The organism is Nocardia sp. NPDC049526, assembly GCF_044465765.1.
Classification (GTDB): Bacteria; Actinomycetota; Actinomycetes; order Mycobacteriales; family Mycobacteriaceae; genus Nocardia.
On sequence record NZ_JBITMA010000033.1, the window covers coordinates 1 to 21516 of the forward strand.

The 21516-nt window shown below is 66.1% G+C and carries 25 protein-coding genes; 12 read left to right on the forward strand and 13 right to left on the reverse strand.

The window, feature by feature from the left end:
• Positions 1–162: 162 nt before the first annotated feature.
• On the reverse strand, positions 163–1710 hold the full coding sequence (locus tag ACIBW7_RS42770) for an aldehyde dehydrogenase family protein (protein WP_397056840.1): 1548 nt from the start codon (positions 1708–1710) through the stop codon (positions 163–165).
• 93 nt (positions 1711–1803) lie between these two features.
• Here ACIBW7_RS42770 and ACIBW7_RS42775 point away from each other — a divergent pair, with 93 nt between their 5' ends.
• The gene (locus ACIBW7_RS42775; RefSeq protein WP_397056842.1) at positions 1804–2595 is read left to right on the forward strand and encodes an SOS response-associated peptidase; all 792 of its coding nucleotides are present in this window, start codon (positions 1804–1806) and stop codon (positions 2593–2595) included.
• 23 nt (positions 2596–2618) lie between these two features.
• Here ACIBW7_RS42775 and ACIBW7_RS42780 read toward each other — a convergent pair whose 3' ends face one another.
• Together ACIBW7_RS42780 and ybaK are read right to left on the reverse strand one after the other, a co-directional pair.
• Positions 2619–2978, reverse strand: a complete 360-nt coding sequence (locus tag ACIBW7_RS42780) for a hypothetical protein (RefSeq protein WP_397056844.1) — start codon at positions 2976–2978, stop codon at positions 2619–2621.
• Positions 2979–3052: 74 nt separating this feature from the next.
• A complete protein-coding gene (gene ybaK, locus ACIBW7_RS42785; protein WP_397056846.1) occupies positions 3053–3547 on the reverse strand; it encodes a Cys-tRNA(Pro) deacylase in 495 nt (164 codons plus the stop codon).
• Positions 3548–3791: 244 nt separating this feature from the next.
• Between ybaK and ACIBW7_RS42790 the strand changes: the two genes are divergently transcribed.
• Together ACIBW7_RS42790 and rsrA are read left to right on the forward strand one after the other, a co-directional pair.
• Positions 3792–4433, forward strand: a complete 642-nt coding sequence (locus tag ACIBW7_RS42790; protein WP_040694886.1) for a sigma-70 family RNA polymerase sigma factor — start codon at positions 3792–3794, stop codon at positions 4431–4433.
• Between the two features lie 20 nt (positions 4434–4453).
• Positions 4454–4714, forward strand: a complete 261-nt coding sequence (gene rsrA / locus ACIBW7_RS42795; protein ID WP_040694865.1) for a mycothiol system anti-sigma-R factor — start codon at positions 4454–4456, stop codon at positions 4712–4714.
• A gap of 72 nt (positions 4715–4786) precedes the next feature.
• Here rsrA and ACIBW7_RS42800 read toward each other — a convergent pair whose 3' ends face one another.
• Positions 4787–4861: a 50S ribosomal protein bL37 gene (locus tag ACIBW7_RS42800; protein WP_095887907.1), complete on the reverse strand. Its 75-nt coding sequence runs from the start codon at positions 4859–4861 to the stop codon at positions 4787–4789.
• Between the two features lie 90 nt (positions 4862–4951).
• Between ACIBW7_RS42800 and ACIBW7_RS42805 the strand changes: the two genes are divergently transcribed.
• Positions 4952–5167 (forward strand): biotin/lipoyl-binding carrier protein, encoded by a 216-nt coding sequence (locus tag ACIBW7_RS42805; RefSeq protein WP_040694864.1) that lies wholly within the window; start codon positions 4952–4954, stop codon positions 5165–5167.
• Positions 5168–5190: 23 nt separating this feature from the next.
• Positions 5191–6705 (forward strand): sensor histidine kinase, encoded by a 1515-nt coding sequence (locus tag ACIBW7_RS42810; protein WP_397056849.1) that lies wholly within the window; start codon positions 5191–5193, stop codon positions 6703–6705.
• 330 nt (positions 6706–7035) lie between these two features.
• Here the strand turns inward: ACIBW7_RS42810 and ACIBW7_RS42815 are convergent, their stop codons facing one another.
• Together ACIBW7_RS42815 and ACIBW7_RS42820 are read right to left on the reverse strand one after the other, a co-directional pair.
• On the reverse strand, positions 7036–7290 hold the full coding sequence (locus ACIBW7_RS42815; protein ID WP_011211115.1) for a WhiB family transcriptional regulator: 255 nt from the start codon (positions 7288–7290) through the stop codon (positions 7036–7038).
• Between the two features lie 249 nt (positions 7291–7539).
• Positions 7540–8484: a diacylglycerol/lipid kinase family protein gene (locus tag ACIBW7_RS42820; protein ID WP_397056873.1), complete on the reverse strand. Its 945-nt coding sequence runs from the start codon at positions 8482–8484 to the stop codon at positions 7540–7542.
• Between the two features lie 67 nt (positions 8485–8551).
• Here ACIBW7_RS42820 and ACIBW7_RS42825 point away from each other — a divergent pair, with 67 nt between their 5' ends.
• Positions 8552–8983 carry a hypothetical protein gene (locus tag ACIBW7_RS42825; RefSeq protein WP_397056851.1) on the forward strand — a complete coding sequence of 144 codons (432 nt, stop codon included), beginning with the start codon at positions 8552–8554 and terminating at the stop codon, positions 8981–8983.
• 6 nt (positions 8984–8989) lie between these two features.
• Here the strand turns inward: ACIBW7_RS42825 and ACIBW7_RS42830 are convergent, their stop codons facing one another.
• The 5 genes from ACIBW7_RS42830 to ACIBW7_RS42850 form a co-directional block, all read right to left on the reverse strand.
• Positions 8990–9670 carry an endonuclease V gene (locus ACIBW7_RS42830; protein WP_397056853.1) on the reverse strand — a complete coding sequence of 227 codons (681 nt, stop codon included), beginning with the start codon at positions 9668–9670 and terminating at the stop codon, positions 8990–8992.
• Between the two features lie 155 nt (positions 9671–9825).
• Complete coding sequence (locus ACIBW7_RS42835) at positions 9826–10317, reverse strand: GNAT family N-acetyltransferase (protein ID WP_397056855.1); 492 nt, start codon at positions 10315–10317, stop codon at positions 9826–9828.
• Positions 10314–10925 carry an acid phosphatase gene (locus ACIBW7_RS42840; RefSeq protein ID WP_397056857.1) on the reverse strand — a complete coding sequence of 204 codons (612 nt, stop codon included), beginning with the start codon at positions 10923–10925 and terminating at the stop codon, positions 10314–10316. Before ACIBW7_RS42840 ends, ACIBW7_RS42835 begins: the two co-directional genes overlap by 4 nt.
• A 49-nt stretch (positions 10926–10974) precedes the next feature.
• Positions 10975–12210 (reverse strand): hypothetical protein, encoded by a 1236-nt coding sequence (locus ACIBW7_RS42845; RefSeq protein WP_397056859.1) that lies wholly within the window; start codon positions 12208–12210, stop codon positions 10975–10977.
• A gap of 227 nt (positions 12211–12437) precedes the next feature.
• Positions 12438–14213, reverse strand: coding sequence for a DEAD/DEAH box helicase (locus ACIBW7_RS42850; protein WP_397056875.1), 1776 nt, complete (start codon positions 14211–14213; stop codon positions 12438–12440).
• 413 nt (positions 14214–14626) lie between these two features.
• Here ACIBW7_RS42850 and ACIBW7_RS42855 point away from each other — a divergent pair, with 413 nt between their 5' ends.
• From ACIBW7_RS42855 to ACIBW7_RS42865, 3 genes are all read left to right on the forward strand, one after another.
• Positions 14627–15484 carry a hypothetical protein gene (locus ACIBW7_RS42855; protein WP_397056861.1) on the forward strand — a complete coding sequence of 286 codons (858 nt, stop codon included), beginning with the start codon at positions 14627–14629 and terminating at the stop codon, positions 15482–15484.
• Between the two features lie 70 nt (positions 15485–15554).
• Positions 15555–16610, forward strand: coding sequence for an alpha/beta fold hydrolase (locus ACIBW7_RS42860; RefSeq protein WP_397056863.1), 1056 nt, complete (start codon positions 15555–15557; stop codon positions 16608–16610).
• Positions 16611–16701: 91 nt separating this feature from the next.
• Positions 16702–17394, forward strand: coding sequence for a ferritin-like fold-containing protein (locus ACIBW7_RS42865; RefSeq protein ID WP_397056864.1), 693 nt, complete (start codon positions 16702–16704; stop codon positions 17392–17394).
• On the opposite strand, the gene ACIBW7_RS42870 is transcribed toward ACIBW7_RS42865, so the two are convergent.
• Positions 17395–18225 carry a helix-turn-helix transcriptional regulator gene (locus tag ACIBW7_RS42870; protein ID WP_397056866.1) on the reverse strand — a complete coding sequence of 277 codons (831 nt, stop codon included), beginning with the start codon at positions 18223–18225 and terminating at the stop codon, positions 17395–17397. It lies immediately after the preceding gene.
• A gap of 102 nt (positions 18226–18327) precedes the next feature.
• Here ACIBW7_RS42870 and ACIBW7_RS42875 point away from each other — a divergent pair, with 102 nt between their 5' ends.
• Together ACIBW7_RS42875 and ACIBW7_RS42880 are read left to right on the forward strand one after the other, a co-directional pair.
• On the forward strand, positions 18328–18873 hold the full coding sequence (locus ACIBW7_RS42875) for a YceI family protein (RefSeq protein ID WP_397056868.1): 546 nt from the start codon (positions 18328–18330) through the stop codon (positions 18871–18873).
• A 102-nt stretch (positions 18874–18975) separates the two neighbouring features.
• A complete protein-coding gene (locus tag ACIBW7_RS42880; protein WP_062984284.1) occupies positions 18976–19203 on the forward strand; it encodes a DUF3107 domain-containing protein in 228 nt (75 codons plus the stop codon).
• A gap of 67 nt (positions 19204–19270) precedes the next feature.
• On the opposite strand, the gene ACIBW7_RS42885 is transcribed toward ACIBW7_RS42880, so the two are convergent.
• Positions 19271–19936: a TetR/AcrR family transcriptional regulator gene (locus ACIBW7_RS42885; protein ID WP_063041158.1), complete on the reverse strand. Its 666-nt coding sequence runs from the start codon at positions 19934–19936 to the stop codon at positions 19271–19273.
• A gap of 320 nt (positions 19937–20256) precedes the next feature.
• On the opposite strand from ACIBW7_RS42885, the gene ACIBW7_RS42890 reads away from it, so the two are divergent.
• Positions 20257–21381 carry a DUF3152 domain-containing protein gene (locus ACIBW7_RS42890; RefSeq protein WP_397056871.1) on the forward strand — a complete coding sequence of 375 codons (1125 nt, stop codon included), beginning with the start codon at positions 20257–20259 and terminating at the stop codon, positions 21379–21381.
• The last annotated feature ends 135 nt before the right edge of the window (positions 21382–21516 follow it).

The following is a 21516-nucleotide window of genomic DNA, read 5'->3' on the forward strand; positions in this document are numbered from 1 at the left end:
ATGCAGACTCGCTCTGTTGTGGTCGGCAGTGTGCGTGGGCTCGCCCGATGCAGACTCGCTCTGTTGTGGTCGGCAGTGTGCGTGGGCTCGCCCGATGCAGACTCGCTCTGTTGTGGTCGGCAGTGTGCGTGGGCTCGCCCGACGCGCGAGCCCATGGCGAACCTACTTGTGACGTCCGTGCAGGATCGGGACCAGGCGACGCAGCAGCTTCATGGTGGACTGGGTCCGCGAGTAGCTGAGCAGTGCCATGCCGGGAATCGCGAAGCGCTGCACCGCGATCGAATGCGGCCGGGCGAATTCGCGCAGGCCGGGCTCGCCGTGGATGCGCCCGATTCCGGAGTCGCCGACACCGCCGAAGGGCAGTCCCGCGATGGCGGCGAAGGCCAGCACCGAGTTCACCGAGGTCGCGCCGACGCGCAGCCTGCGCGCGATCTCCAGGCCGTTCTTCTTCGAGTAGACCGCCGAGGACAGGCCGTATTTGGACTTGTTCGCCAGCTCGACCGCCTCGTCGACGCCGTCCACCGTGCGAATGGTGACGGTCGGGCCGAAGGTCTCCTCGGCCACGGCCTCGGAGTTCTCGTCCACATCGACGAGTACGACCGGCTCGATGAACGGACCCTTGACCGACTCCGGCCCGCCGAGTACCGCGGTGCCGCCGTTCTTCAGCGCGTCGTCGATATGGCGACGCACGATATCGATCTGGCTGGGCATGGTCATCGGACCGTAGGCCGCATCGGCGTCCGAGCCCGGCTTGATGTCCTTCAGGATGCGCTCGACCTCGGCGACGAAGTCGTCGCGCACCGAGCGGTCCACATAAACCCGCTCCACACCGGCGCAGGTCTGGCCACTGTTGGCGGTGGCGCCCCAGGCGACCGCATCGGCCGCGGCCTTCACATCGGCATCGCCCGCGACGATCACCGCATCCTTACCGCCGCATTCCAGCAGCACCGGGGTCAGCGATTCGGCGGCCGCGGCCATGATCTTCTTGCCGGTCGCGGTGGAGCCGGTGAACGCGATCTTGTCCACCCCGGCCTGAACCAGCGCGGCGCCGGTCGCGCCGTAACCATTGACGGTCTCGAAGACGCCTTCGGGCAGTTCCGGATTGGCCTTCTTGAACGCATCGGAGAGGAAATTGCCGATGCCGGTGGAGAATTCGCTCGGCTTGAAGACCACGGTATTGCCCGCGGCCAGGGCGTAGGCGATGGAGCCGTTCGGGGTGTAGACCGGATAGTTCCACGGGCCGATCACGCCGATGACACCGAGCGGGCGCTGCTCCAATCGCGCGGAGAAGTTCGCCATCAACGCGCCGGGGGAGATCTTCTTCGGCGACAGCACCTTCTTGGCGTGCTTGGCCGCCCAGGCGATGTGCTCGAGCGCGAGCATCAACTCCAGGAACGCGTCGTCGAGTGGTTTGCCGTTCTCCTTGTGGATGAGCGCGGTGAACTCCGCGGAGTCCGCGACCAACTGGCTCGACCAGCGCAGCAGATGTTTGCGTCGCTCGTCGAAGCTCAGTCCGCCCCAGGTGGCGGCGGCGGTACGGGCCTTGGCGACGGCGGCGCGCACGGCATCCGCATCCGCGATGGTATGGGTGGCGATGACCTCTCCGGTGGCCGGATCGACCGATGTCAGCGCCGTGTCCGGCGCCGCTGGGGTGGTCTCGATGGTTGTCACGGTTGGTCTCTCCTCTTGCCGAGATAAGTTAACGACCATTCTCTGAGATGATGCTATGCCACAACTCTCACCAGGTCACCCCTCCCGTCAATTCTTCCCGAGTCTGTCGGCGCCGCGTGCAAGTATCGAGATATGTGCGGCAGATATGCGACAACTACCGATCCCGGTCGGCTCGCCGCCGAACTGGACGCCATCGACGAGACACCGACCGCTGACAACGGCGGTTCCGCGAACTACAACGTCGCGCCGACCACCCAGGTGCTGACCGTGGTGGAGCGCCATGAGCACGGCCACCCGGACGACAACCCCAAGTTGCGCGTTCGGCGGATGCGCTGGGGCCTGATCCCGGTCTGGACCAAGGCCGCCGAACCGGGCGTGCCGGTCAAGGGCAAACCACTGTTCAATGCCCGCGCTGATAAGGCCACGACCACGCCATCGTTCCGCGATGCGGTGAAGTATCGCCGCTGTCTGGTTCCGATGGACGGCTGGTACGAGTGGTTGGTCGAACCGGATGCCGGGGCCAAGGGCAAGGTTGCGAAACATCCGTACTTCATGGCGAATGCCGATGGCTCACGGCTGTATATGGCCGGATTGTGGTCGGTATGGCGGGACCGCTCGCTGCAGGAGAGCGAACCGCTACTGTCCTGCACCATCCTGACCACCGACGCCGTCGGCGAGCTCACCCGCATCCACGACCGGATGCCGCTACCCATGCCGCAGGAGAATTGGGCGGCCTGGCTGGATCCGGATCATCCGGCACCGGGCGCACTGCTCGAGACGCCGAGCGCCGAATCGGTGGCGGCCATTGTGGCGCGTCCGGTCTCATCGCTGGTCAACAGCGTGCGCAATAACGGTCCGGAGTTGTTGGCGCCGTTGGACTCTCGGGCCGGTACGGAAAAGGCCGGGCAGATCAGCTTGCTGTGATCGCCCGGCCGCCGTTCATCGACTCAGAGCTGGCACTTCACGCTGTTCGTCACGATATTCAGCGCGCACTTGGCGATACCGCCGCCCAGGTCGATGACCTTGCGAGCGACGCCGCCGCCCAGGTCGATGACCTTGCCGGCGACGCCGCCGCCCAACTTCTCGGCCTTGTCGGCCCGCTCATCCTTCGTCGGGCTGCTGTTCTTGTTCGGCCCATCGTCAACGACATGCTCGTCGAACGGGAAGTCGTTGACGTCGATCACCAGTGGGCTGCCAGGTGCGGCGGTGGCCGTAGGCGCTAGCAGCGCGACCGGGCCGGTGGTGAGCAGGAGAACTCCGAACAGAGTGACGATCAGGGTGCTGCACAATCGCTGGCGCGTGGACATTTCGCATCACATCCTCGAGTCGGACGATCTGGGCCCGTTCAGTAACGCACAGATATTGCTGGTTTGGTGCTGAATTATACTGATGTGACTGGTGCGGTTACCGCGTCGGTGAGCCGGACCAGATCCGCCGGTGCCAATTCGATCTCGAGTCCGCGCCGTCCCGCACTGCAAAGCATGCGGTCCCAGGCCAATGCCGAGGCATCGACCACGGTGGGCAGCAGCTTGCGCTGGCCGAGCGGGGAAATGCCGCCGAGCACGTAACCGGTGATTCGCTCGGCCTTCGCCTTGTCCGCCATCGCCGCCTTGGGCGCGCCGAGCGCCGCGGCGGCAGCCTTGAGCGACAAGGTATTCGGCACCGGCAGGACCGCGACCGCGAGCGCGCCGGTCGACAATTCGATCACCAGTGTCTTGAAGATCTGCGCCGCCGTCACCCCGACCTCGGCGGCGAGTGCGCCGACTGCTTCGGTGCCGTAGGAGTCGGCGCGCGGATCGTGCTTGTACGCGTGTACGCGGTGGGCCACACCGGCCTTGGCCAAGGTGCGGATCGCCGGGGTCGAGGCTCCTGCCATGCCGGTCACCCTAATGGCGGTCGGCAAGGCGCTTTCTGTGCGGGGAGTTCGCTATGGGAACACAGTCGGGCGCGGACATGTTGCATGCGATACGGAAGCCGCACGGCGGTTGTACGACGCGAAGGAGAGGTCGGTGCCCGTTCTGCTCGAAGAACGCCCGGTGACGTCGCAGAGGGACTCTCAGTTCTCACTCGATCTGGCCACGCCTGTAGATTTGGCAGGTACGGCGATCGAAGGGATTGGTGTGACTAGCGACGATGACGTGGTGACCGACGGTGCGGTCGGCGCCGCGGTCGACGATACCGAGCTGGTGCAGCGGTTCGAGCGTGATGCGCTCCCGTTGCTCGACCAGCTCTACGGTGCCGCGCTGCGCATGACCCGGAATCCGGCCGATGCCGAGGATTTGGTGCAGGAGACCTACGTCAAGGCGTTCCAGGGCTTCAAATCGTTCAAAGAGGGCACCAATCTGCGTGCTTGGCTCTACCGGATCCTGACCAACACCTACATCAACTCCTACCGCAAGAAGCAGCGCCAGCCCGCGCAGTATCCGACCGACGAGATCACCGACTGGCAGCTCGCCGCCACCGCCGAGCACACCTCGACCGGGCTGCGTTCGGCCGAGGTGGAGGCGCTGGACGCGCTGCCGGACGACGACATCAAGGCCGCACTGCAGGAGCTGCCGGAGGAATTCCGGATGGCGGTGTACTACGCCGATGTCGAGGGTTTCCCATATAAGGAAATCGCCGACATCATGGGCACCCCCATCGGTACGGTGATGTCCCGGCTGCATCGCGGCCGCAAGCAGCTCAAAGGATTGCTCGCCGATGTGGCGCGCGAACGTGGATTCAACCGCAACGGCGCGGAACGCCAGGAGGTCAAGCAGTGAGTACGGAGCGTGACCCCGATATGGAGTTGGACTGCACGGCTGTGCTCGCCGACGTCTGGCTCATGCTCGACGGTGAATGTGACGATGCCACCCGGGCCCGGCTGCAGCACCACATGGATCACTGCTCACCGTGCATCGAGGCCTACGGCATCGAGGAGAAGGTCAAGAGCCTGCTGAGCCGTAAGTGCGGCGGCGATCGGGCGCCGGATTCGCTGCGCGATCGGCTGAGCCTGGAGATCCGCCGATCCGTCACGGTCACCCGGGTCGAGACCACCGAGTAGTTCCGGAGACAGAAAAAACACCGAGTGCCTTGCGGAAGATCTTGGCCCTCGGTGTTTTTCGTCTGTTACGGCTCAGGCGTTAGGACGCTTGCCGTGGTTGGCCGCGCTTCCCTTGCGGCTGCGCTTCTTACGACCACGCTTACCCATAGGTAGTCTCCCTTCTGATTGAAGGCCATTGTTTCATGTGTGGTTGGCTGTAGCTTCAGCGGATACGGGCGAACGAGTGGATGGGGTGTCATGGCGGAGGAAGTGCTCTCGGAGCTGGTGTCGGTCGTGCAGCAGGTTGTCGTTGCCGAGGGTGACGAGGTACACGAGGGCGACACCCTGGTGATCCTCGAGTCGATGAAAATGGAGATTCCGGTGCTCGCCGAGAGCGGTGGCACGGTGACCTCGATCGGCGTCAAAGAGGGCGACGCGATCAAGGCCGGGCACCTGATCGCCGTCATCTCTTAACTTCTGAAGCGGGTAGATCGAAAATGGCGACACTGAGTGAGCTGCTGGCCGAACACACCGACCTACCCGGCGTCGCCGTGGACCATCTGCAGCGGGTGGTCGGCGATTGGCAGCTGCTCGCCGATCTGTCCTTCGCGGATCTGCTGCTGTGGGTCGGTGCGGGACCGATCACCGACGGCGCCGATATCGTCTGCGTCGCACAATGCCGCCCGACGACCGCGCCTACCGTCCATCCGGAGGATCGGGTCGGCGGAACTGCCTCGCAGACCGATCATCCGCAGGTTTTCGACGCGCTGACGACCGGCAAGATCGTGCGCGCGGACAGCGATATCGAGGCCGAGGGCGTCTACCATCCGCATCCGGTACACGCCTTCCGCGAGGCCATTCCGGTGCGCTGCGGCGACGATGTCATCGCGGTACTCAGCCGCGATACCGATCTGCAGCGCTCGCGGGTGCGCAGCACGCTGGAGATCGCCTATGTCGCCTGCGCCGACGATCTGTGCCAGATGATCGCCGACGGCACCTTCCCGACCACCGAAGACCGCGCCGCGACGCACTCCAGTCCGCGCGCGGGCGACGGCTTCATCCGGCTCGATACCGAGGGCATCGTCGTCTACGCAAGTCCGAACGCACTGTCGGCGTATCACCGGATGGGGCTGCAGTCGGATCTGGCCGGTCAGGATCTGGCCGTCACCACCCGGTCGCTGATCACCGATCCGTTCGACGCCCAGGAGGTCGTCGGCGATATCCAGGCCGCCCTGGCGGGCCGTACCGGGCGCCGCATGGAAGTCGAGGCGCGTGGTGCCACCGTGCTGCTGCGCACCCTCGTGTTGCGCCCGCACGGGGAACTGGCCGGGGCCGCGGTGCTGGTCCGTGACGTCACCGAGGTCAAGCGCCGCGACCGCGCACTGCTCAGCAAGGACGCGACCATCCGGGAGATCCACCACCGGGTGAAGAACAATCTGCAGACCGTCGCCGCGCTGTTGCGGTTGCAGGCGCGCCGCACCGAGAACGAGGAGGCGCAGGTCGCACTGACCGAATCCGTGCGCCGGGTCACCTCGATCGCCTCGGTGCACGAAATGCTGTCGATGTCGGTGGATGAAGAGGTCGATCTCGACGAGGTGGTGGACCGGCTGCTGCCGATCATGGCCGATGTCGCGACCGTGCACACCGCGAGAATCAAAGTGCGCCGGGCTGGTTCGCTCGGCGTGTTCTCCGCCGAACGCGCCACCCCGCTGGTAATGGTGCTGACCGAACTGGTGCAGAACGCCATCGAGCATGCCTTCGATTCCGGCGAAAACGGCACGGTGACAATCCGTTCCGAGCGTTCGGCACGCTGGCTGGACGTGATCATCAGCGACGACGGTCGCGGCCTGCCGCCGGGTTTCAGCCTGGAATCCTCCGACCGCCTCGGCCTGCAGATCGTGCGCACCCTGGTGACGGCGGAACTCGGCGGTTCCATCGGTTTACATCCAGGCGCCGACATCGGTACGGATGCGGTGCTACGGGTCCCGCTGGGGCGCCGATCGGGACGCTGAAGCATCACGAACTCGATTGGTAAACAATAAGATTCAGCTTTCCGTGGGTAAATGACCCCACGGAGCGAGTCTTGCGAGCGACGTTCGCGGCCCGTCTCGCGGCCGAGTCGTCGAAGCGCATGCGCCGCAGGCGCGAGTCTCGACGGCGCCGCTAGGGACTGCTTGCAGGTCGCTCGAAATGGTCGGCCGCGAGACAGCAGAGGCCGCGAACACGCCCCGCCGCAGGCGCGGCCAATTAGACACGGGCACAAAATAGCCCGGCACCTGAGTGCCGGGCTTGACTGCGTTACCGGGCCGGGCTGATAGGTCCGGTAACGCTGGTCGTCCTAACTAGACGACGGTGCGGGTGCGCGTCCGGGCGTTGCGCCGTTTGAGCGCCCGACGCTCGTCTTCGCTCATACCACCCCACACGCCGGCATCCTGCCCGGACTTCAGGGCCCAGGACAGGCAGTCAGCGGTAACGGGGCAGCGAGCGCAGACCAGCTTGGCATCGGCAATCTGCGCGAGCGCCGGACCACTGTTACCCACCGGGAAGAACAGCTCGGGGTCCTCATCGCGACAGATGGCCTTGTGGCGCCAGTCCATTCCTCTGCTCCTTTGCTGGGCGCCGCAAAGGCGCCTACGGTTTGTGGATCGTTCACTTGTGCGACTCGAATGTTTCCGCACGGTTGCTTGTGAATGCTTTCACGAACACCGTAGATGTCAATAGGTATCCGGTGCACCGTGGGGAAGCTCACGCTCTCAAGGAACCCCTTGGGGAACCTGCCCGGTCCTTTGTACTCGCTCTACCCGGTTTTCGCAGCACAACACCGAGTTTTTTCGCGCGTTTCGTGCTCATTTCGGGCGTGGAGCGACGACCTCGAGCACGTCCGGCACGGCTGTGAAATCCACCATGTTGCGTTTTCCGATAAAGTCGCCATCGATTTGCAGGCCGATCGGCTCGCTGGCCTCGATGTGTACGGACGGCACATCGTCCTCGCGAAATAGGTTGCGCGACTTGGGATTTCCATTGGCCGCGAGAAGCTGCCTGGCGAGCAGCAGGGTGGAGACCACCGACATCGACCGCACGGCAAACACGCCGAGACCGGTTTCGAAGGCCGTGCCCGGGTTGGTGTGCACCGGGGTGGCGTTCAGGTAGGTCCACGGGCTCGCGTTCGTTACGAAGGCGTAATGGACCTCACTGATGGGGTCGAAGCCAGGGATCTCGATCCGGACGCTCGGCTCCTTGCGCTTCGACTTGAAAAACTGTCGGACAGTGGTGCGAACGTAGCGACTGGGGGTGGCGGCATGGCCGTTGGCGCGGCTGTTGTCGATCGCTTCGCAGACGTCCGCGTCGAGGCCGACGCCCGCGCTGAAGCCGAACCAGCGGTCATCGGCGAGGCCGAGGCCGATTTTGCGGTCATGGTCGAGGGTGAGCAGGTCGATGAGCTGGTTGGTTGCGGTCACCGGATCCGGGGAGATGCCGAGGGCGCGCGCGAACACATTCGCCGAGCCGCCCGGAATCACGCCGAGGCGCGGCAGCCAGGCCTGTCCGTCGTCGACCTGCGGCAGCGGCAGGTAGCCGTTGATGGTCTCGTTGACCGTCCCATCGCCGCCGTGCACGACGATCAGGTCCATCTCGTTGGTTGCTGCCCACTGCGCCAATTCCGCCGCGTGGCCGCGGTGCTGGGTATGCGCGACGGTCAGCTGAGTCCGGCTCTCCAACGCGTGCGCCAACAGGTCCCGCGTCGCCGGCGTAGTCGAGGTGGCATTCGGATTCACGATCAGCAACGTCCGCACCTTCGGCAGCCTAATCGGCGCACGGCCCGGTCCGAAAAGCCGCCGAGTGCGTTCTAGGCTTGGCCACGTGGCGGACAGCGGCAAAGACGAGGTTTCGGCGGGTGTGCCCGCGACGGTGCGCGGCGCGGGCGGACTGGTAGGGCTGGAGGGGGCGGTCGCCGTGGTCGTGGCGATCGTGCTGATCGTGCGTGGCCTGCTCGGGCACGATCAGAGCGCCGCGAGCGGATACGGCACGGCCGCGTGGTTCGGCATTCTCGGTGGCGCGGTTCTCGCGGCCGGGATCGGACTTTCTCTCGGGCACCGATGGGGGCGGGCCATCGCCGTGATCGCACAGGTGCTGCTGCTTCCGGTTACCTGGTCGCTGCTGACCGATTCGCATCAGCCGGTGCTCGGCGCGCTGCTCGGCCTGGTCGTGGTGGGCGCGCTGGTGCTCTTGTTCGCGCCCGCGTCGAATCGCTGGATGGCCGAGGTTTACGGGATCGAACCGGAATCGAAGTAGCCGGATTCAGGCCGTGACTGCGCGCAATGCCTGACGGCACAGGTGATCGGCCTGGCGGGTGGTTTCCGGCTGACGGTAGCGCGGGGTCAGCGCGAGCACCTGGGTGCACGCGGTGCCCAGGTCGATGAGATGTCCGACCGAGACGAAGACCGGTTTGACGCCGCGTCGGGTGCGCAGCGCCCGACCGACGACTTCGCCGTCCATCGTGATATCGCTGGCCGCGCCACGTTCCGGACCGGGCTCCGCGTAGTCGCCCCACGGTGTCTTGGCTACGCCGATCGTCGGTGTGCCCGTGAGGATTCCGACGTGGCAGGCCAAGCCGAAGCGGCGTGGATGTGCGAGTCCCTGGCCATCACAGATCAGCAGATCCGGTGTGGTACCGAGCTTTTCGAGTGCGGCGAGGGTAATGGGCAGTTCACGGAAGGACAGCAAGCCCGGCACGTAAGGAAAGGTGACCGTACCGTGCGCTACTGCGGTATCGATGGGATCCAGTGTGGCACTGTCCAATACGACGGCGGCTGCGGCGGCTATCCCGGTTTCGTCGTCGTAGGCGGAGTCGAGACCGGCGATGGTGCGGAATTGCGGTGGATGCGGGTCGGTCGTAATCACCAATGGCCGCAACGCATCCTGAATCGCCATGGCCTCGTCCGCGGTGGTCGGCCAATCCGTGGGTGCGGTAACCCTCACTCGCTCATGCCTCCACCTCGCTGGCGCTCGGTTCCGGCACGAGCGAGTGCTCGGCTGTATTGATGGTTCGCTCGCTGCGCTCGCTCACGCCTCCACCTCGCTGGCGCTCGGTTCCGGCACGAGCGAGTGCTCGGCTGTATTGATGGTTCGCTCGCTCACGAGGCTTCGGCGGCGAGCTTATCGATGGCCGCGCCGGTGAGCCGGTAGCCGACCCACTGGTCCTGTGGTTTGGCGTCGATGGATTTGTAGAACTCGATCGCGGGCGTATTCCAGGTCAGCACGGCCCAGTCGACCCGGCTGTAGCCGTTGGCGGCGGCCTCCTCGGCGAGGGCGGCCAGCAGCGCCTTGCCGTAACCCTTGCCGCGGGTCTCCGGTTTGACGTACAGGTCCTCCAGGTAGATGCCGTGTACGCCGGTCCAGGTGGAGTAGTTCAGGAACCAGATCGCACAGCCGACCACACCGGTCTCGTCCTCGACGACATGGGCGAAAACCGCGGGCGACGGCCCGAACAATGCGGCGTCCAATTGCTCGGCGGTGAGTGTGCACTCCGCGCGGGACTTCTCGTACTCGGCGAGATCCTCGACCAGGCCCACCATGGCGGGTACATCGGCGGGGGTTGCACGGCGGATCTGGCCGGGACGAGTCATAGGACGGCTCCATGATTTGCGGGAACTAGGTTGTGCGCCAGGATGGTTCGGTCGTCGTGTTCGTAACCGAGCACGGTGATCGCGGCGGTCGACATCGCGAAGCGCCGCCCCTCCCGGATATCGAGCTCGGCCCAGCGGGCGATCAGCGCCCGGGAGAAATGACCGTGGCCGACCAGCACGATATCCCGATCCCGCAGTGCGGGTTCGACCGATGCCAGCACCCCATCGGCGCGCGCGCTGACCTGTGCGGCCGTCTCGCCACCCGGCACGACTCCGGTCCAGATGGTCCAGCCGGGATCGTGCTCACGGATCTCGGCGGAGGTCTGCCCCTCGTAGTCGCCGTAATCCCATTCGGCCAGATCGTCATCGACGACGGTATCGGTGAGCCCCGCGAGCGCCGCCGTGCGCACAGCGCGTTGGCGCGGACTGGTGAGTACCAGCGGGTCGCGCAGCTTCAGCTCACCGAGCAGTCCGCCCGCGGCGCGGGCCTGTTCCGCACCGCGCTCGGTGAGCGGCAGATCGGTGCGGCCGGTATGACGCCGCTGGCTGGACCAGGTGGTTTCGCCGTGTCGAAGCAGGACCAGTCGGGCGTCGTCGCGTACGGACATGACTTCCATCATGGAGTACGGGTCCGACACCGCCGGGGACGGGCAGGCGCTAGCCGAGCGCGAAGATCTCGGGGCCGCGCTTTTCCAGCACGGTTGTGCCGAGGACGGCGAGCGAGATGGGGGAGCCGTCGTAGCCGGGCCGGGCAACCGGAATGCGCGACACCTCGGTGCCCGAAGTGGGATCGAGGACTGCGATGGCTCCGTCGACCGGCACGAGTAGTCGGCCCGCCATGAAGACGGGACTGCCGAGTGCGCCGGGGGCGGCCCAGATCGGATCGAAAGTGCCCGCGTTCAAGGCGATCAGGCTGTTGCCGGTGAATACCAGGAACAGCGAACTGATCCGAGTGGTTGTCGTCTTATCGCTCAGCGGTGCGGAAAGTTGGTGCACCACAAGCGCATTCCCGGTGCCGTCGAAGACCTCCAGCCGCGGTGAAATCGCTTCGGCGGTCGCGGTCGCGGGCGTACCGGGCAGGTACAGCACGATTCGGTTGTCGGACACCGCGATTACCCGCCCGTCGGGAGAGTCCGCACCGGATCCGTTGAGCACATGCGAGCCGTACTCCTCGGGCACCGTATTGTCCTTCGGCGCCGGATTGAGCACGGTCAGCCGGTTGGTCGGATCTTCGGGGCAGCGTTCGAGGACGGCGAGCCGGGTGGAGCTCGAACTCGACGAGATCAGCTTGCAGCCCTTGCGCGGTTGGGTTTTCACGTTCACGGGTGCGTCGACGTAACCGTATTCGAGGGTGCGCACCAGATCCGAGCGCCACATCTCCAGCCGCCGCGGCCCCTGGGCAAGCACATAGGTGCCGTCGACCGATAGCTGCACGGCCGGATCCATATAGCTGCTGCGCGCGGTCCGGCGCGAACCGTCCTCACCGGCCAGCAGCGTGGCCTGACTGCATCCGCGCTGATCCTTGTAGACCGCGATCACCGTGCCGAACTGCGACTCCACGCCGCACAGGGGGAGGTCGCGCCGGTAGTGCCACACTTGCGCACCGGTACGCGGATCGTGTCCGGTGACCGTGCCATCCTCGCCTGTTACGACCGTGCCCGCGGCCACCAGCGCCCGGTTCGCTGCGGGGTCCGGCGCATGCCACAGCTCGCGCAAGCTCGTCGGAACCTGATCGGCGGCCGCGGGAGTGGAAACCGGGTGTTCCGCCGTCACCGATTCGGTGCCCCTGGCATCACTGCGCGCCCACACCACCGCCGCCGCGATCACCACGACCACGGCGATCGCGACTGCGGAGATGATGTCGGCGCGCGTTCGCCGCTCGGGTGCGAGCACGTTTGCGAGACTACAACGTGTCGCCCGGGGGATGCGATCGGTCTCGCGTGGGCATCCGCCGACGTATGACGGCCGCAGACGCGTTCAATGGCGCTTACCTGCCGGTATTTCCACGTTCGGCGACCCGTTGCCGCGCGCCCGCGACCGTGCATCGGTGACGCGTTGGCGTCGGCGCGGCTGAGACGCCACAGGCGCGCCTGTCCACGACAGACGCGCCTGTGTATCGACTATGCCGAGGCGGTCACCGTTTCGGGAGCGGTGTCCGCGGTCGCTTCGCCTTCGCTCGCGGGCTTGCGACGGCGGCGACGGCGGCGCGCGGGCTGATCGGTGATTTCGGCGTCGTCGGAATCGCTGTCCGAGCCCGACTCGGCGGTCACACCGTTTCCGTTGTCTCCGTTGTCCTTCGACTCGGTGCCGTTCTCGGTGCCGTTCTCGGTGCCGTCTTCGGTGGCACCGGCGGACCTGCGGCGACGACGGCGGCGACGCGCGGGCTTATCCGCCGTCTCGTCGTCGGCCGCATCGTCGAGCGGGGCTGCGGCGGTTTCGGTTTCGGCTTCATCGGTCTCGGTGCCGCTGGTTTCGCCGTCGATCGGCTGACCCGCCCGGGTGCGGCGACGATTGCGCTTGCGCGGGGCGCGGGCGGGGCGCTCGACAACCTCGGCGTCCTCGTCACGGTCCGGCTTCGGCTTGCGGATGGTGCCGGTGACGCCCTCCGGAATGCCGAGGTCGGAGAACAGATGCGGGGACCGCGAATACGTTTCCACCGGGTCCGGGATGCCGAGACCGAGGGCGGTGTCGATGGCCGCCCAGCGGTTGAGTTCGTCCCAGTCGATCAGCGTCACCGCGACACCGGTGCGTCCGGCCCGGCCGGTGCGCCCGATCCGGTGCACGTAGGTCTTCTCGTCCTCCGGGCACTGGTAGTTGATGACATGGGTGACATCGTCGATATCGATGCCCCGCGCCGCGACATCGGTCGCGACCAGCACATTGATGGCGCCCTTGCGGAACTTGGTGAGCGCCTTCTCCCGAGCGATCTGCCCGAGGTCACCGTGTACGGCACCGACGGCGAAGCCACGGTCGGCCAGGTCGTCGGCGACCTTCTGCGCGGTGCGCTTGGTCCGGGTGAAGACCATGGTCGCGCCGCGGCTCTCGGCCTGCAGCACCTTGGCGATCAGCTCGCTCTTGTCCAGTGCGTGCGCCCGGTAAACGAACTGCGCGGTGCGATCGTGCACGGCGGAATCGTGCGGTTCCTCGGCGCGGATATGCGTCGGCCTGGTCAGGAAGGTGCGGGCCAGGGTGATGATCGGGCCCGGCATGGTGGCCGAGAAGAGCATGGTCTGACGCTGCGTCGGAACCATGCCGAGAATGCGTTCGATATCGGGTAGGAAGCCCAGGTCCAGCATTTCGTCGGCCTCGTCAAGGACGAGCACGCCGATCTTGCCGAGAATCAGATGGCCCTGATCGGCCAGATCCATGAGTCGGCCGGGGGTACCGACGACGACGTCCACACCGGAGCGCAGCGCGGCGATCTGGGACTCGTACGGGCGGCCGCCGTAGATCGAGAGCACGCGCAGCTGGCCCTGGTGATTCTTCAGGTACTTGCTCGCGTTCTCCAGATCCTTGGTGACCTGGATGCAGAGTTCGCGCGTCGGCACGATGATCAGTGCCCGCGGGGTGCCGTCCAGCGGGGTCGTCCCCGTGTCGGCGGTGGCGATCCGGTGCAGCAGCGGCACACCGAATCCGAAGGTCTTACCCATACCCGTGCGGGCCTGACCGATCAGATCTTCACCGGCGAGTGCCAGCGGCAGGGTCAGTTCCTGAATTGCGAAGGTGCGTTCGATTCCGATCTCGCCGAGTGCGCGCACGATTTCATCGCGAACCCCCAATTCGGCGAATGTCGGAGCGGTGTGGGTTTCGTCCAGTTCGGCGGTCAGTAGCGTATCGGCCAGACCAGGTTCCTGTTCGACAGTGATCTTGCTCAGGTTCGTGCCTTTCCTCGTTATCGCGTCACACGCGCACGAGGTGTGGGGCGGACCGGCCGGCCCGCGACAACCACATATCCGCCTGTGATACTCACCTCGGCCACTGCCCTGATGTCTGCGGGAGCTCGTCGTTTCGGCGGCTGACCTCGGAAGACATCGGCGCGGCGCAAGGGTGATGCGGATCTGGTGCGCGCACATATTCCCGGACTTCGAAAACCTCGTCGGCGACACTCGGGCGACCGTACGATCCGGCGACTCGACGGACGAAAATTTCCGTTGTCCGCAGAGATTGTAGCGTGATATTGTGCACGGCTCGAATTCGACGTAGCGGTGGGCCACCGTAGCGACTACTTGCAGGTCGCTCGAAATGGTCGATAATTCCGGACAAAATGCGCAGTTTTCCGTGTGTTGACCGTCGACGTACGCTGCGCCACATGGCAATTCATCTGGCGCGTCGAATCTGGCACACTCTCGAACCCATCCACGATGTCGTGTATTTCGGCGCGGACGTCAAGCAGGCCGGAGTTGCGCTCGGACTGCGCGGATTCTGGCAGACCTACTTCGCGTTCCGGGCCGCGCCACTCGGGGCGGTGCGCGCGGGTGCGGTACTGGCGACCTTCGCCGGATTCCATCCGGATACGGTGGCCAAGGCGGTGCCGGACGCCTGGGCCCGGACGACGCCGGAGTCATGTCTGCAGGCCCGGCTCGCCTTTTCGGTCGGATTGTTGCGCGGAGCCGGAGCCGGTGACGCCGATTGCGCCCGTGCCGCCGAATTGCTCGAACCGGTGGCGCGCACGGCCGATCCGACCGGCCGCCCGTTGTACGCGGCGAATGCGGAATTGGCGCTGTCGGCCGATCCGGTGGCCGCGCTGTGGCAGCTCACGACCACGCTGCGCGAACATCGCGGCGACGGCCATGTCGCGGCTCTGGTTGCCCACGGTCTGTCCGGATCGCAGGCGCTGGTGCTGCAGGTGGCGGCCGGTAAGTCGCCCGAATCGGTGATGCGGCCCGCGCGTGGCTGGTCGGAGCGGGAATGGTCCGATATCGCCGACGAGTTGCGCGCCAGGGGTTTGATCGTCGGGGAGCCCATCAGTCCGGAGCTGACCGGCTCCGGCGCCGAATTGCTCGAACGAGTGGAGGCCGACACCGACGAGGCGGCCTGGAACGGCGCATTGGCGGCGATGTCGCAGGACACCATCGCCGAGCTGACCTACTTGCTCGAACCGTTGACGAAGCGCGTTCAGCAGAGTGTCGTGCCGCCGCTCAATCCGATCGGTATGACCCGGGGCTGAGCGGTGCACGATTGCCCGCAAATCGGAGTTGCCTGTTACCGTCGGTAACGCGATATGAGAGATTCTTGATGTGAGTTTCACCGACACGGTCACCATCGCGGCGCGCAATGCCTGGGCGCTGACCTTCGGCCAGGGCGTCGAGGCGCCGGATCCCGCCCCGTCGACGATGCTGTGGGACGAACCGCATCGGCAGCTGCGTCGCTTCGAGGGTACCGGATCCGCCGCTGCCGCAACGGATTCGGCGGTGCTGCTGGTGCCGCCGCTGGCCGCGCCCGCCAGCTGCTTCGATCTGCGCCCGGATCAGAGCCTGGCCCGATTCCTGCTGGAGACGGGCCGGGCGCCCTACGTCGTCGACTACGGCGAAATCACCTTCGACGACCGGCGGATGGGCTTCGAGACCTGGATCGACGACATCCTGCCGGAGTCGATCCTGCGCACCTCCGCCGATCGCGACGGCCGTCCGGTCGATCTGCTCGGCTGGTCCATCGGCGGCACCCTCGCACTGCTGACCGCGGCCGCGCACCCCGAACTGCCGATCCGCTCCATCACGGCGGTCGGCTCGCCGCTGGACTACGACAAGATGACCGGCATTCCGCAGGTGCGTGCGGTGGCCAAGCTGACCGGCGGCATCGCCACCTCGACCGCGGTGCGTGCGGCGGGTGGCATTCCGGCCACGCTGACCCGAATCGCCTACAAGGTCACCGCATGGGACCGCGAACTCACCCGTCCCTGGTTCGTCGCGAGCAATATCGCGCGCACCGAAACCCTGGCCAAGATGGAGTCCATCGACCGATTCATGTCCGAGATGCCCGGCTATCCCGGCCGCTTCTACGGCCAGCTGTGGGGCCGCCTGATCCTGAACAACGACATCGGCCGCGGTGTCGTGAAGCTCGGCAAGCGCCGCATCGAATTGGCGGCGGTGACCGCGCCGGTACTGCTGGTCGGCGGACCCGCCGATGTCATCACCCCGGCCGCCGCGGTGGCCGCCGGACAGCGCCTCCTCACCGGCGCGCAGTCCGTTCGTTACGAAACCGCGCCCGGCAGTCATCTCGGCATCCTCACCGGAGAAACCGCGCGCGACACCACCTGGACCTATCTCGACAAGTTCCTGTCCGAGCTGTCCTGAACACCCACGCCCCCGATGTTCGCAGGGATGACTGGCGACATGTACCGGGATGACGGTGACACGTAACAGACCGGGACTAGGCTGTGTCGACATGGGAGCACAGTCACCTGCAGCGGTAGGGGTTTCGTTGTCCGGCTCGTTCATCTCCGCCGACGATACGGGCGTGATCGACCTGTTCGCGGTGCTCGCCTACGGTGAGATCTCCGCGTTCTACCGGCTGGCCGAGGAGGCCAAGCTGTCGCCGACGCTGCGTGGCAAGGTTGCCGTCGCGAAGATGGCCGCCGCCGAGATGCGGCACTTCGAAACCCTGGAGTCCGCGCTGGCCGAGCGCGGTGTGGACATCTTCGACGCGATGGCGCCGTTCGTGCGCGCCCTGGACGCCTACCACGACTCCACCGATCCCTCGACCTGGCTCGAGTCGATGGTGAAGTTCTACGTCGGTGACGGTATCGCCGCCGACTTCTACACCGAGATCGCCGGCGCCCTGTCTCCCGAGGTCTCCGCCGTGGTCCGGGATGTGCTCGCCGAGACCAGCCACTCCGAATTCGTGGTGGAGGAGGTGCGCCGCGCGGTCGCGACGAGCCGCTCCGAGCGCGACCGGCTGACGCTGTGGGGTCGGCGACTGCTCGGTGAGGCGATCACCCAGGCGCAGTACGTCATGGCCCAGCGCGACGAACTCACCGAGCTGGTGCTCGCCGCGACCGGTGACCTCAACGGCATTGCCGCGCTGTTCGAGCGCATGCAGGCCAGCCACGCCGAACGCATGGCCGTCCTGGGAATCTGATTACTCGTTCGCCGCGCGGACCAGTCGCAGGCCGGGCGACTGCGCCTGCGCCTGGTCGGTGAGCCAGACGACGATGCACTGATCCTTATCGGCGTTCAGTGCCTCGAACGGGATATCGATATGACCGTATTCCGGGTGGTCGAACCGCATCGTGCCCGTGACCAGGTCATCGATATGCTGTGGCTGCCAACGGCTTTCGAACTCCGGATAGGCGAGCAGCGCGTCGATCAGCTCGAGTAGGCGGTCCTCGCCCGGCCAGCGGATCGTCGCGCGGCGCAGTGCGGCCGAGAAAATATCGGCCACCTCGTCCCAGTTCCGCAGCACCTGCTTGGCGCGCGAATGCGCGAAGGTGAACCAGGCCAGATTCACGACCTCCGGATTGTCGAGCAGTCCAACGGGTTTCGCGATGTCCTCCCAGGCCGGATTCCAGCCGAGCACATTGAGCCGCCGCCCGATCACGAAGGCCGGAGTGGGATGCAGTGCGCGCAGGATGGTCTCGATCGCGGGCGTCGGATGCTCTTCCACGGCTTCGGTGATGGGGCAGCGGGATTCGTTGGTCGAGGTGACGGCGAGCCAACCGAAGTGGTGGCGGTCCTTACCCTCGATCAGCAGCGCCTGCGCGAGCGCATCGATGACCGCCCCCGACGGATTGGTGTCGCGGCCCTGCTCCAGCCGTGCCAGATAGTCGGCGCTCACCCCGGCGCGCACCGCGACCTCTTCGCGGCGCAGTCCCGGGGTACGGCGGCGACCGCCCTCGGGAAGCCCCACATCCGCCGGCCGCAATTGGGCGCGGCGTGCGATGAGGTATTCCGCGAAGGGATTGGGTGCCATACGTTTCATCGTGCCCCGTCCTGGGATGGTTATCCGCGCCCTGACGGGTCCAGGATAACGGCGGTCTGGCTAGCGGACCACGGTCCGGTCATGGTCTATGGCATGACATCTTCCACTGAATCCACCGCCACCGCGCTCACCCCGGGTTCCTGGGCCCTGGACGCGATGCATTCCCAGGTCGAGTTCACCATCCGCCACCTCGGCATCTCCAAGGTCCGCGGCCGCTTCAACAAGTTCGAGACCGAGTTCGTCGTCGACGACAACGGTTTCGCCACCCTCGGCGCCACCATCTACCTCGACTCCTTCGACACCGGCAATGCCGATCGCGATAACCACGTCCGCACCGCCGACTTCCTCGATGTCGCCAACCGGCCCACCCTGAGCTTCCGTGCCGTCGAGCCGGTCCAGATCACCGAATCGTTCGAGGTCGAGGGCGAGGCCACGCTCGGCGGGATCACCAAGCCGGTCACCCTCGATGTCGAGTGGGGCGGCGTCCAGGTATTCGCCGGAACCGGCGACCGGCATGCGGGCTTCTCCGCGAGCGGCACCATCAAGCGCACCGATTTCGGCGTCGGCGGCCCGCTGCCCGGCATGCTCAGCGATACCGTCAAGGTCGAGCTGGAAATCCAGCTCATCGAGCCCAAGTAGCATTTGTTCGCTCTGAGCGCAGGCGGGCGTGATACCGGCTTCGGGGTGCTGCATTAGCCTTGATTTCGACAGCACACAGGACTCTAGGTTCGGAGGTTGGCCGTGGAGGTCAAGATCGGTATTTCGGATAGCCCGCGCGAGCTCGTGATCAACAGCGGACAGACCCCGGACGAGGTCGAGGCGCTGGTGTCCGGTGCGCTGAGCGGCGAGGGCGGCGTCGTCGCGCTCACCGACGAGAAGGGCCGCAAGTTCCTGATCCAGGCCTCGAAGGTCGCCTACGTCGAGATCGGCGCCGCCACCGGCGGTCGCGTCGGCTTCGCGGCGGTGTGAGCCCAACCGCGACGCAAGAGCCCCCGCACTCGGGTGAGTGCGGGGGCTCTGCTGTCTTGATGCTCGATCAGTGGATCGGATGCAGCGGCACGTGCGACAGACCGCCCCACGCCAGCGCGACGGTGGTGTCGACCGCCTCTTCCTTCGGAATCGGCCGATCCGCCTCCAGCCAGTACCGTGCGGTGAACTGACTGGTGCCGACCAGTCCGACCGCGAGGATCCTGGCCCGGTAGGGGTCCAAACCGGAATCGTGGGCGACCAGATCGAAGACCGCGTCCACACAGGCCTCGGTGGCCTGCTCGACCCGGCGCTGCACCTGCGGTTCGCTGATCAGATCGGATTCGAAAACCAGTCGGAAGCCCTGCATTTCGTTGTCGACGAAATCGAAGTAGGCCTGTACCGCGGCGCGCACCCGCTGCCGGTTGTCGGTGGTCGAGCGCAGCGCCTGGCGCACACTCGACACCAGCATGTCGACGTAGTTCTGCAGCACGGCCAAATAGAGTTCGAGCTTGCTGGCGAAGTGCTGATAGAGCACCGGCTTGCTCACTCCGGCGCACTGCGAAATCTCGTCCATACCCGCGGCGTGGTAGCCGCGCTGGACGAACACCTCACTGGCGGCCGCGAGTAGCTGTTGACGACGCTCGTCGCGCGGAAGCCGGGTACCGCGCTTGGTCGGCGCCATGGCATCGGAGGACGTTTTGCGGGACGTCATCCGGTCCACGAGGTCAGTCATTTTTCGGCTCTCCCAGTCGATGCCCCGGCAAATAGGGGTGTACACCGGGTATCCCATGAACGATACCCGGTTGTACCGCGTCTGCTGATCGGGGCCGCAGATGCAGTCCACTCGGTGAGATATGTCGCACCGACGGCGACTGCTTGCAGGTCGCTGGAAAGGGGCGGCATCGGGCGTGGGGATGTGCCCGGAGCGCGGGTATTGCGCCCTGTGAGACGCTGGTTGACGTGACCGACCGACCGGAAAGACCCTCCGGCGGCGGACGCAGCGCGCACCGCCGGGCTGGCTCCGCCGCCTCCGGTTCCGTAGGCTCGGGCTCTGTGGAAAGGCCAGGCCCCGAGGTGCGTACGGGGGCAGCCACCCGAAATGGTGCCGCTGCCCGGGACGGCGCCGAGGGTGAGATCGAATGGAGATCCGGTTCGCCACCGCAGGATGAGAATGGTGTCGAGGTCTATGACCCGCTCGGTTCGTACGAATCAGTGGTCGACCGTTCCTATCAACCCCTGCGGGCCCGCTGGGATCCCACCGCACCCGACGAGAGTCGTTCCCGCACACCGAGACCCGAGCGCGATACCAAAAAGCAGAGCGCGGTCGGTCGTTTCATCCGCACCTATGGTTGGCGTGCTTACGCACTTCCCGTACTTTTCGTGGTGACCGTGCTGGTGATCGTGGACGCGGTGCGCGGGGGCACCGATCCGGCGAATATGCCAGGCGGGGCACCGGGATTCGGACGATTCAGCCCGCGTGCGGCATCCGCGGGAATCATCGGCGCACCGCCCGGCGACGGCCACTTCCCGACGAATCTGCCGACCGGCGCGCTGCCCGACGGCGGACCGTTCACCGAAACCGGTACGGGCACATGGCGGGTGGTGCCGGGGACCACCGCGCAGGTGGGCACCGGATCGGAGTTCCAGTTCAAGTACACCGTCGAAATCGAGGACGGCGTGGACACTTCCGGATTCGGCGGGGACGAATCCGTGGCCAAGTTGGTCGACAGCACCCTGGGCAATCCCAAGAGTTGGGCGCACGACACCAAATTCGCCTTCCGGCGCATCGATCGGGGCGAACCCGACTTCCGCATTTCGCTCGCTTCCCGCGAATCCTCGCGCAAGGCCTGCGGTTTCGATATTCCGATCGATTCCTCCTGCTTCAATGCCGATCTGCGCCGGGTGGTGCTTTCGGAGGTGCGCTGGGTGCGCGGTGCGCTGGCCTTCGAGGGCGATATCGGTTCCTATCGGCAGTACCAGGTCAACCACGAGGTCGGCCATGCCATCGGCTACCACCAGCATCAGCCGTGCGAGACCGACGGCGGGCTCGCCCCGGTGATGATGCAGCAGACCTTCGGCACCAAGAACAACGACATCGCCGCCCTCGATCCGGACGGTGTGGTCCCGATGGACGGTAAGCGCTGTCGCTTCAATCCCTGGCCGTATCCCCGCGGTTGAATCTTTGGCAGCGGTGCTCTGTCTTTGGCCGCGCCTTCGGCGCGGCGTGTTCGCGGCCCCCTGGTGTCTCGCGTCCGAGTCGGTCGTCAAAGCCGGATTGTGGGAGGGGCGTGCGCGCCCGCGCACCCCCCTAGG

Bases quoted from the DNA above. Each gene is read 5' to 3' on its own strand.
- ACIBW7_RS42770 (WP_397056840.1), bottom strand. From the start codon at position 1,710: ATGGTCGTTAACTTATCTCGGCAAGAGGAGAGACCAACCGTGACAACC.
- ACIBW7_RS42775 (WP_397056842.1), top strand. From the start codon at position 1,804: ATGTGCGGCAGATATGCGACAACTACCGATCCCGGTCGGCTCGCCGCC.
- ACIBW7_RS42780 (WP_397056844.1), bottom strand. From the start codon at position 2,978: ATGTCCACGCGCCAGCGATTGTGCAGCACCCTGATCGTCACTCTGTTC.
- ybaK (WP_397056846.1), bottom strand. From the start codon at position 3,547: ATGGCAGGAGCCTCGACCCCGGCGATCCGCACCTTGGCCAAGGCCGGT.
- rsrA (WP_040694865.1), top strand. From the start codon at position 4,454: ATGGAGTTGGACTGCACGGCTGTGCTCGCCGACGTCTGGCTCATGCTC.
- ACIBW7_RS42805 (WP_040694864.1), top strand. From the start codon at position 4,952: ATGGCGGAGGAAGTGCTCTCGGAGCTGGTGTCGGTCGTGCAGCAGGTT.
- ACIBW7_RS42810 (WP_397056849.1), top strand. From the start codon at position 5,191: ATGGCGACACTGAGTGAGCTGCTGGCCGAACACACCGACCTACCCGGC.
- ACIBW7_RS42815 (WP_011211115.1), bottom strand. From the start codon at position 7,290: ATGGACTGGCGCCACAAGGCCATCTGTCGCGATGAGGACCCCGAGCTG.
- ACIBW7_RS42835 (WP_397056855.1), bottom strand. From the start codon at position 10,317: ATGACTCGTCCCGGCCAGATCCGCCGTGCAACCCCCGCCGATGTACCC.
- ACIBW7_RS42840 (WP_397056857.1), bottom strand. From the start codon at position 10,925: ATGTCCGTACGCGACGACGCCCGACTGGTCCTGCTTCGACACGGCGAA.
- ACIBW7_RS42855 (WP_397056861.1), top strand. From the start codon at position 14,627: ATGGCAATTCATCTGGCGCGTCGAATCTGGCACACTCTCGAACCCATC.
- ACIBW7_RS42865 (WP_397056864.1), top strand. From the start codon at position 16,702: ATGGGAGCACAGTCACCTGCAGCGGTAGGGGTTTCGTTGTCCGGCTCG.
- ACIBW7_RS42870 (WP_397056866.1), bottom strand. From the start codon at position 18,225: ATGGCACCCAATCCCTTCGCGGAATACCTCATCGCACGCCGCGCCCAA.
- ACIBW7_RS42875 (WP_397056868.1), top strand. From the start codon at position 18,328: ATGACATCTTCCACTGAATCCACCGCCACCGCGCTCACCCCGGGTTCC.
- ACIBW7_RS42885 (WP_063041158.1), bottom strand. From the start codon at position 19,936: ATGACTGACCTCGTGGACCGGATGACGTCCCGCAAAACGTCCTCCGAT.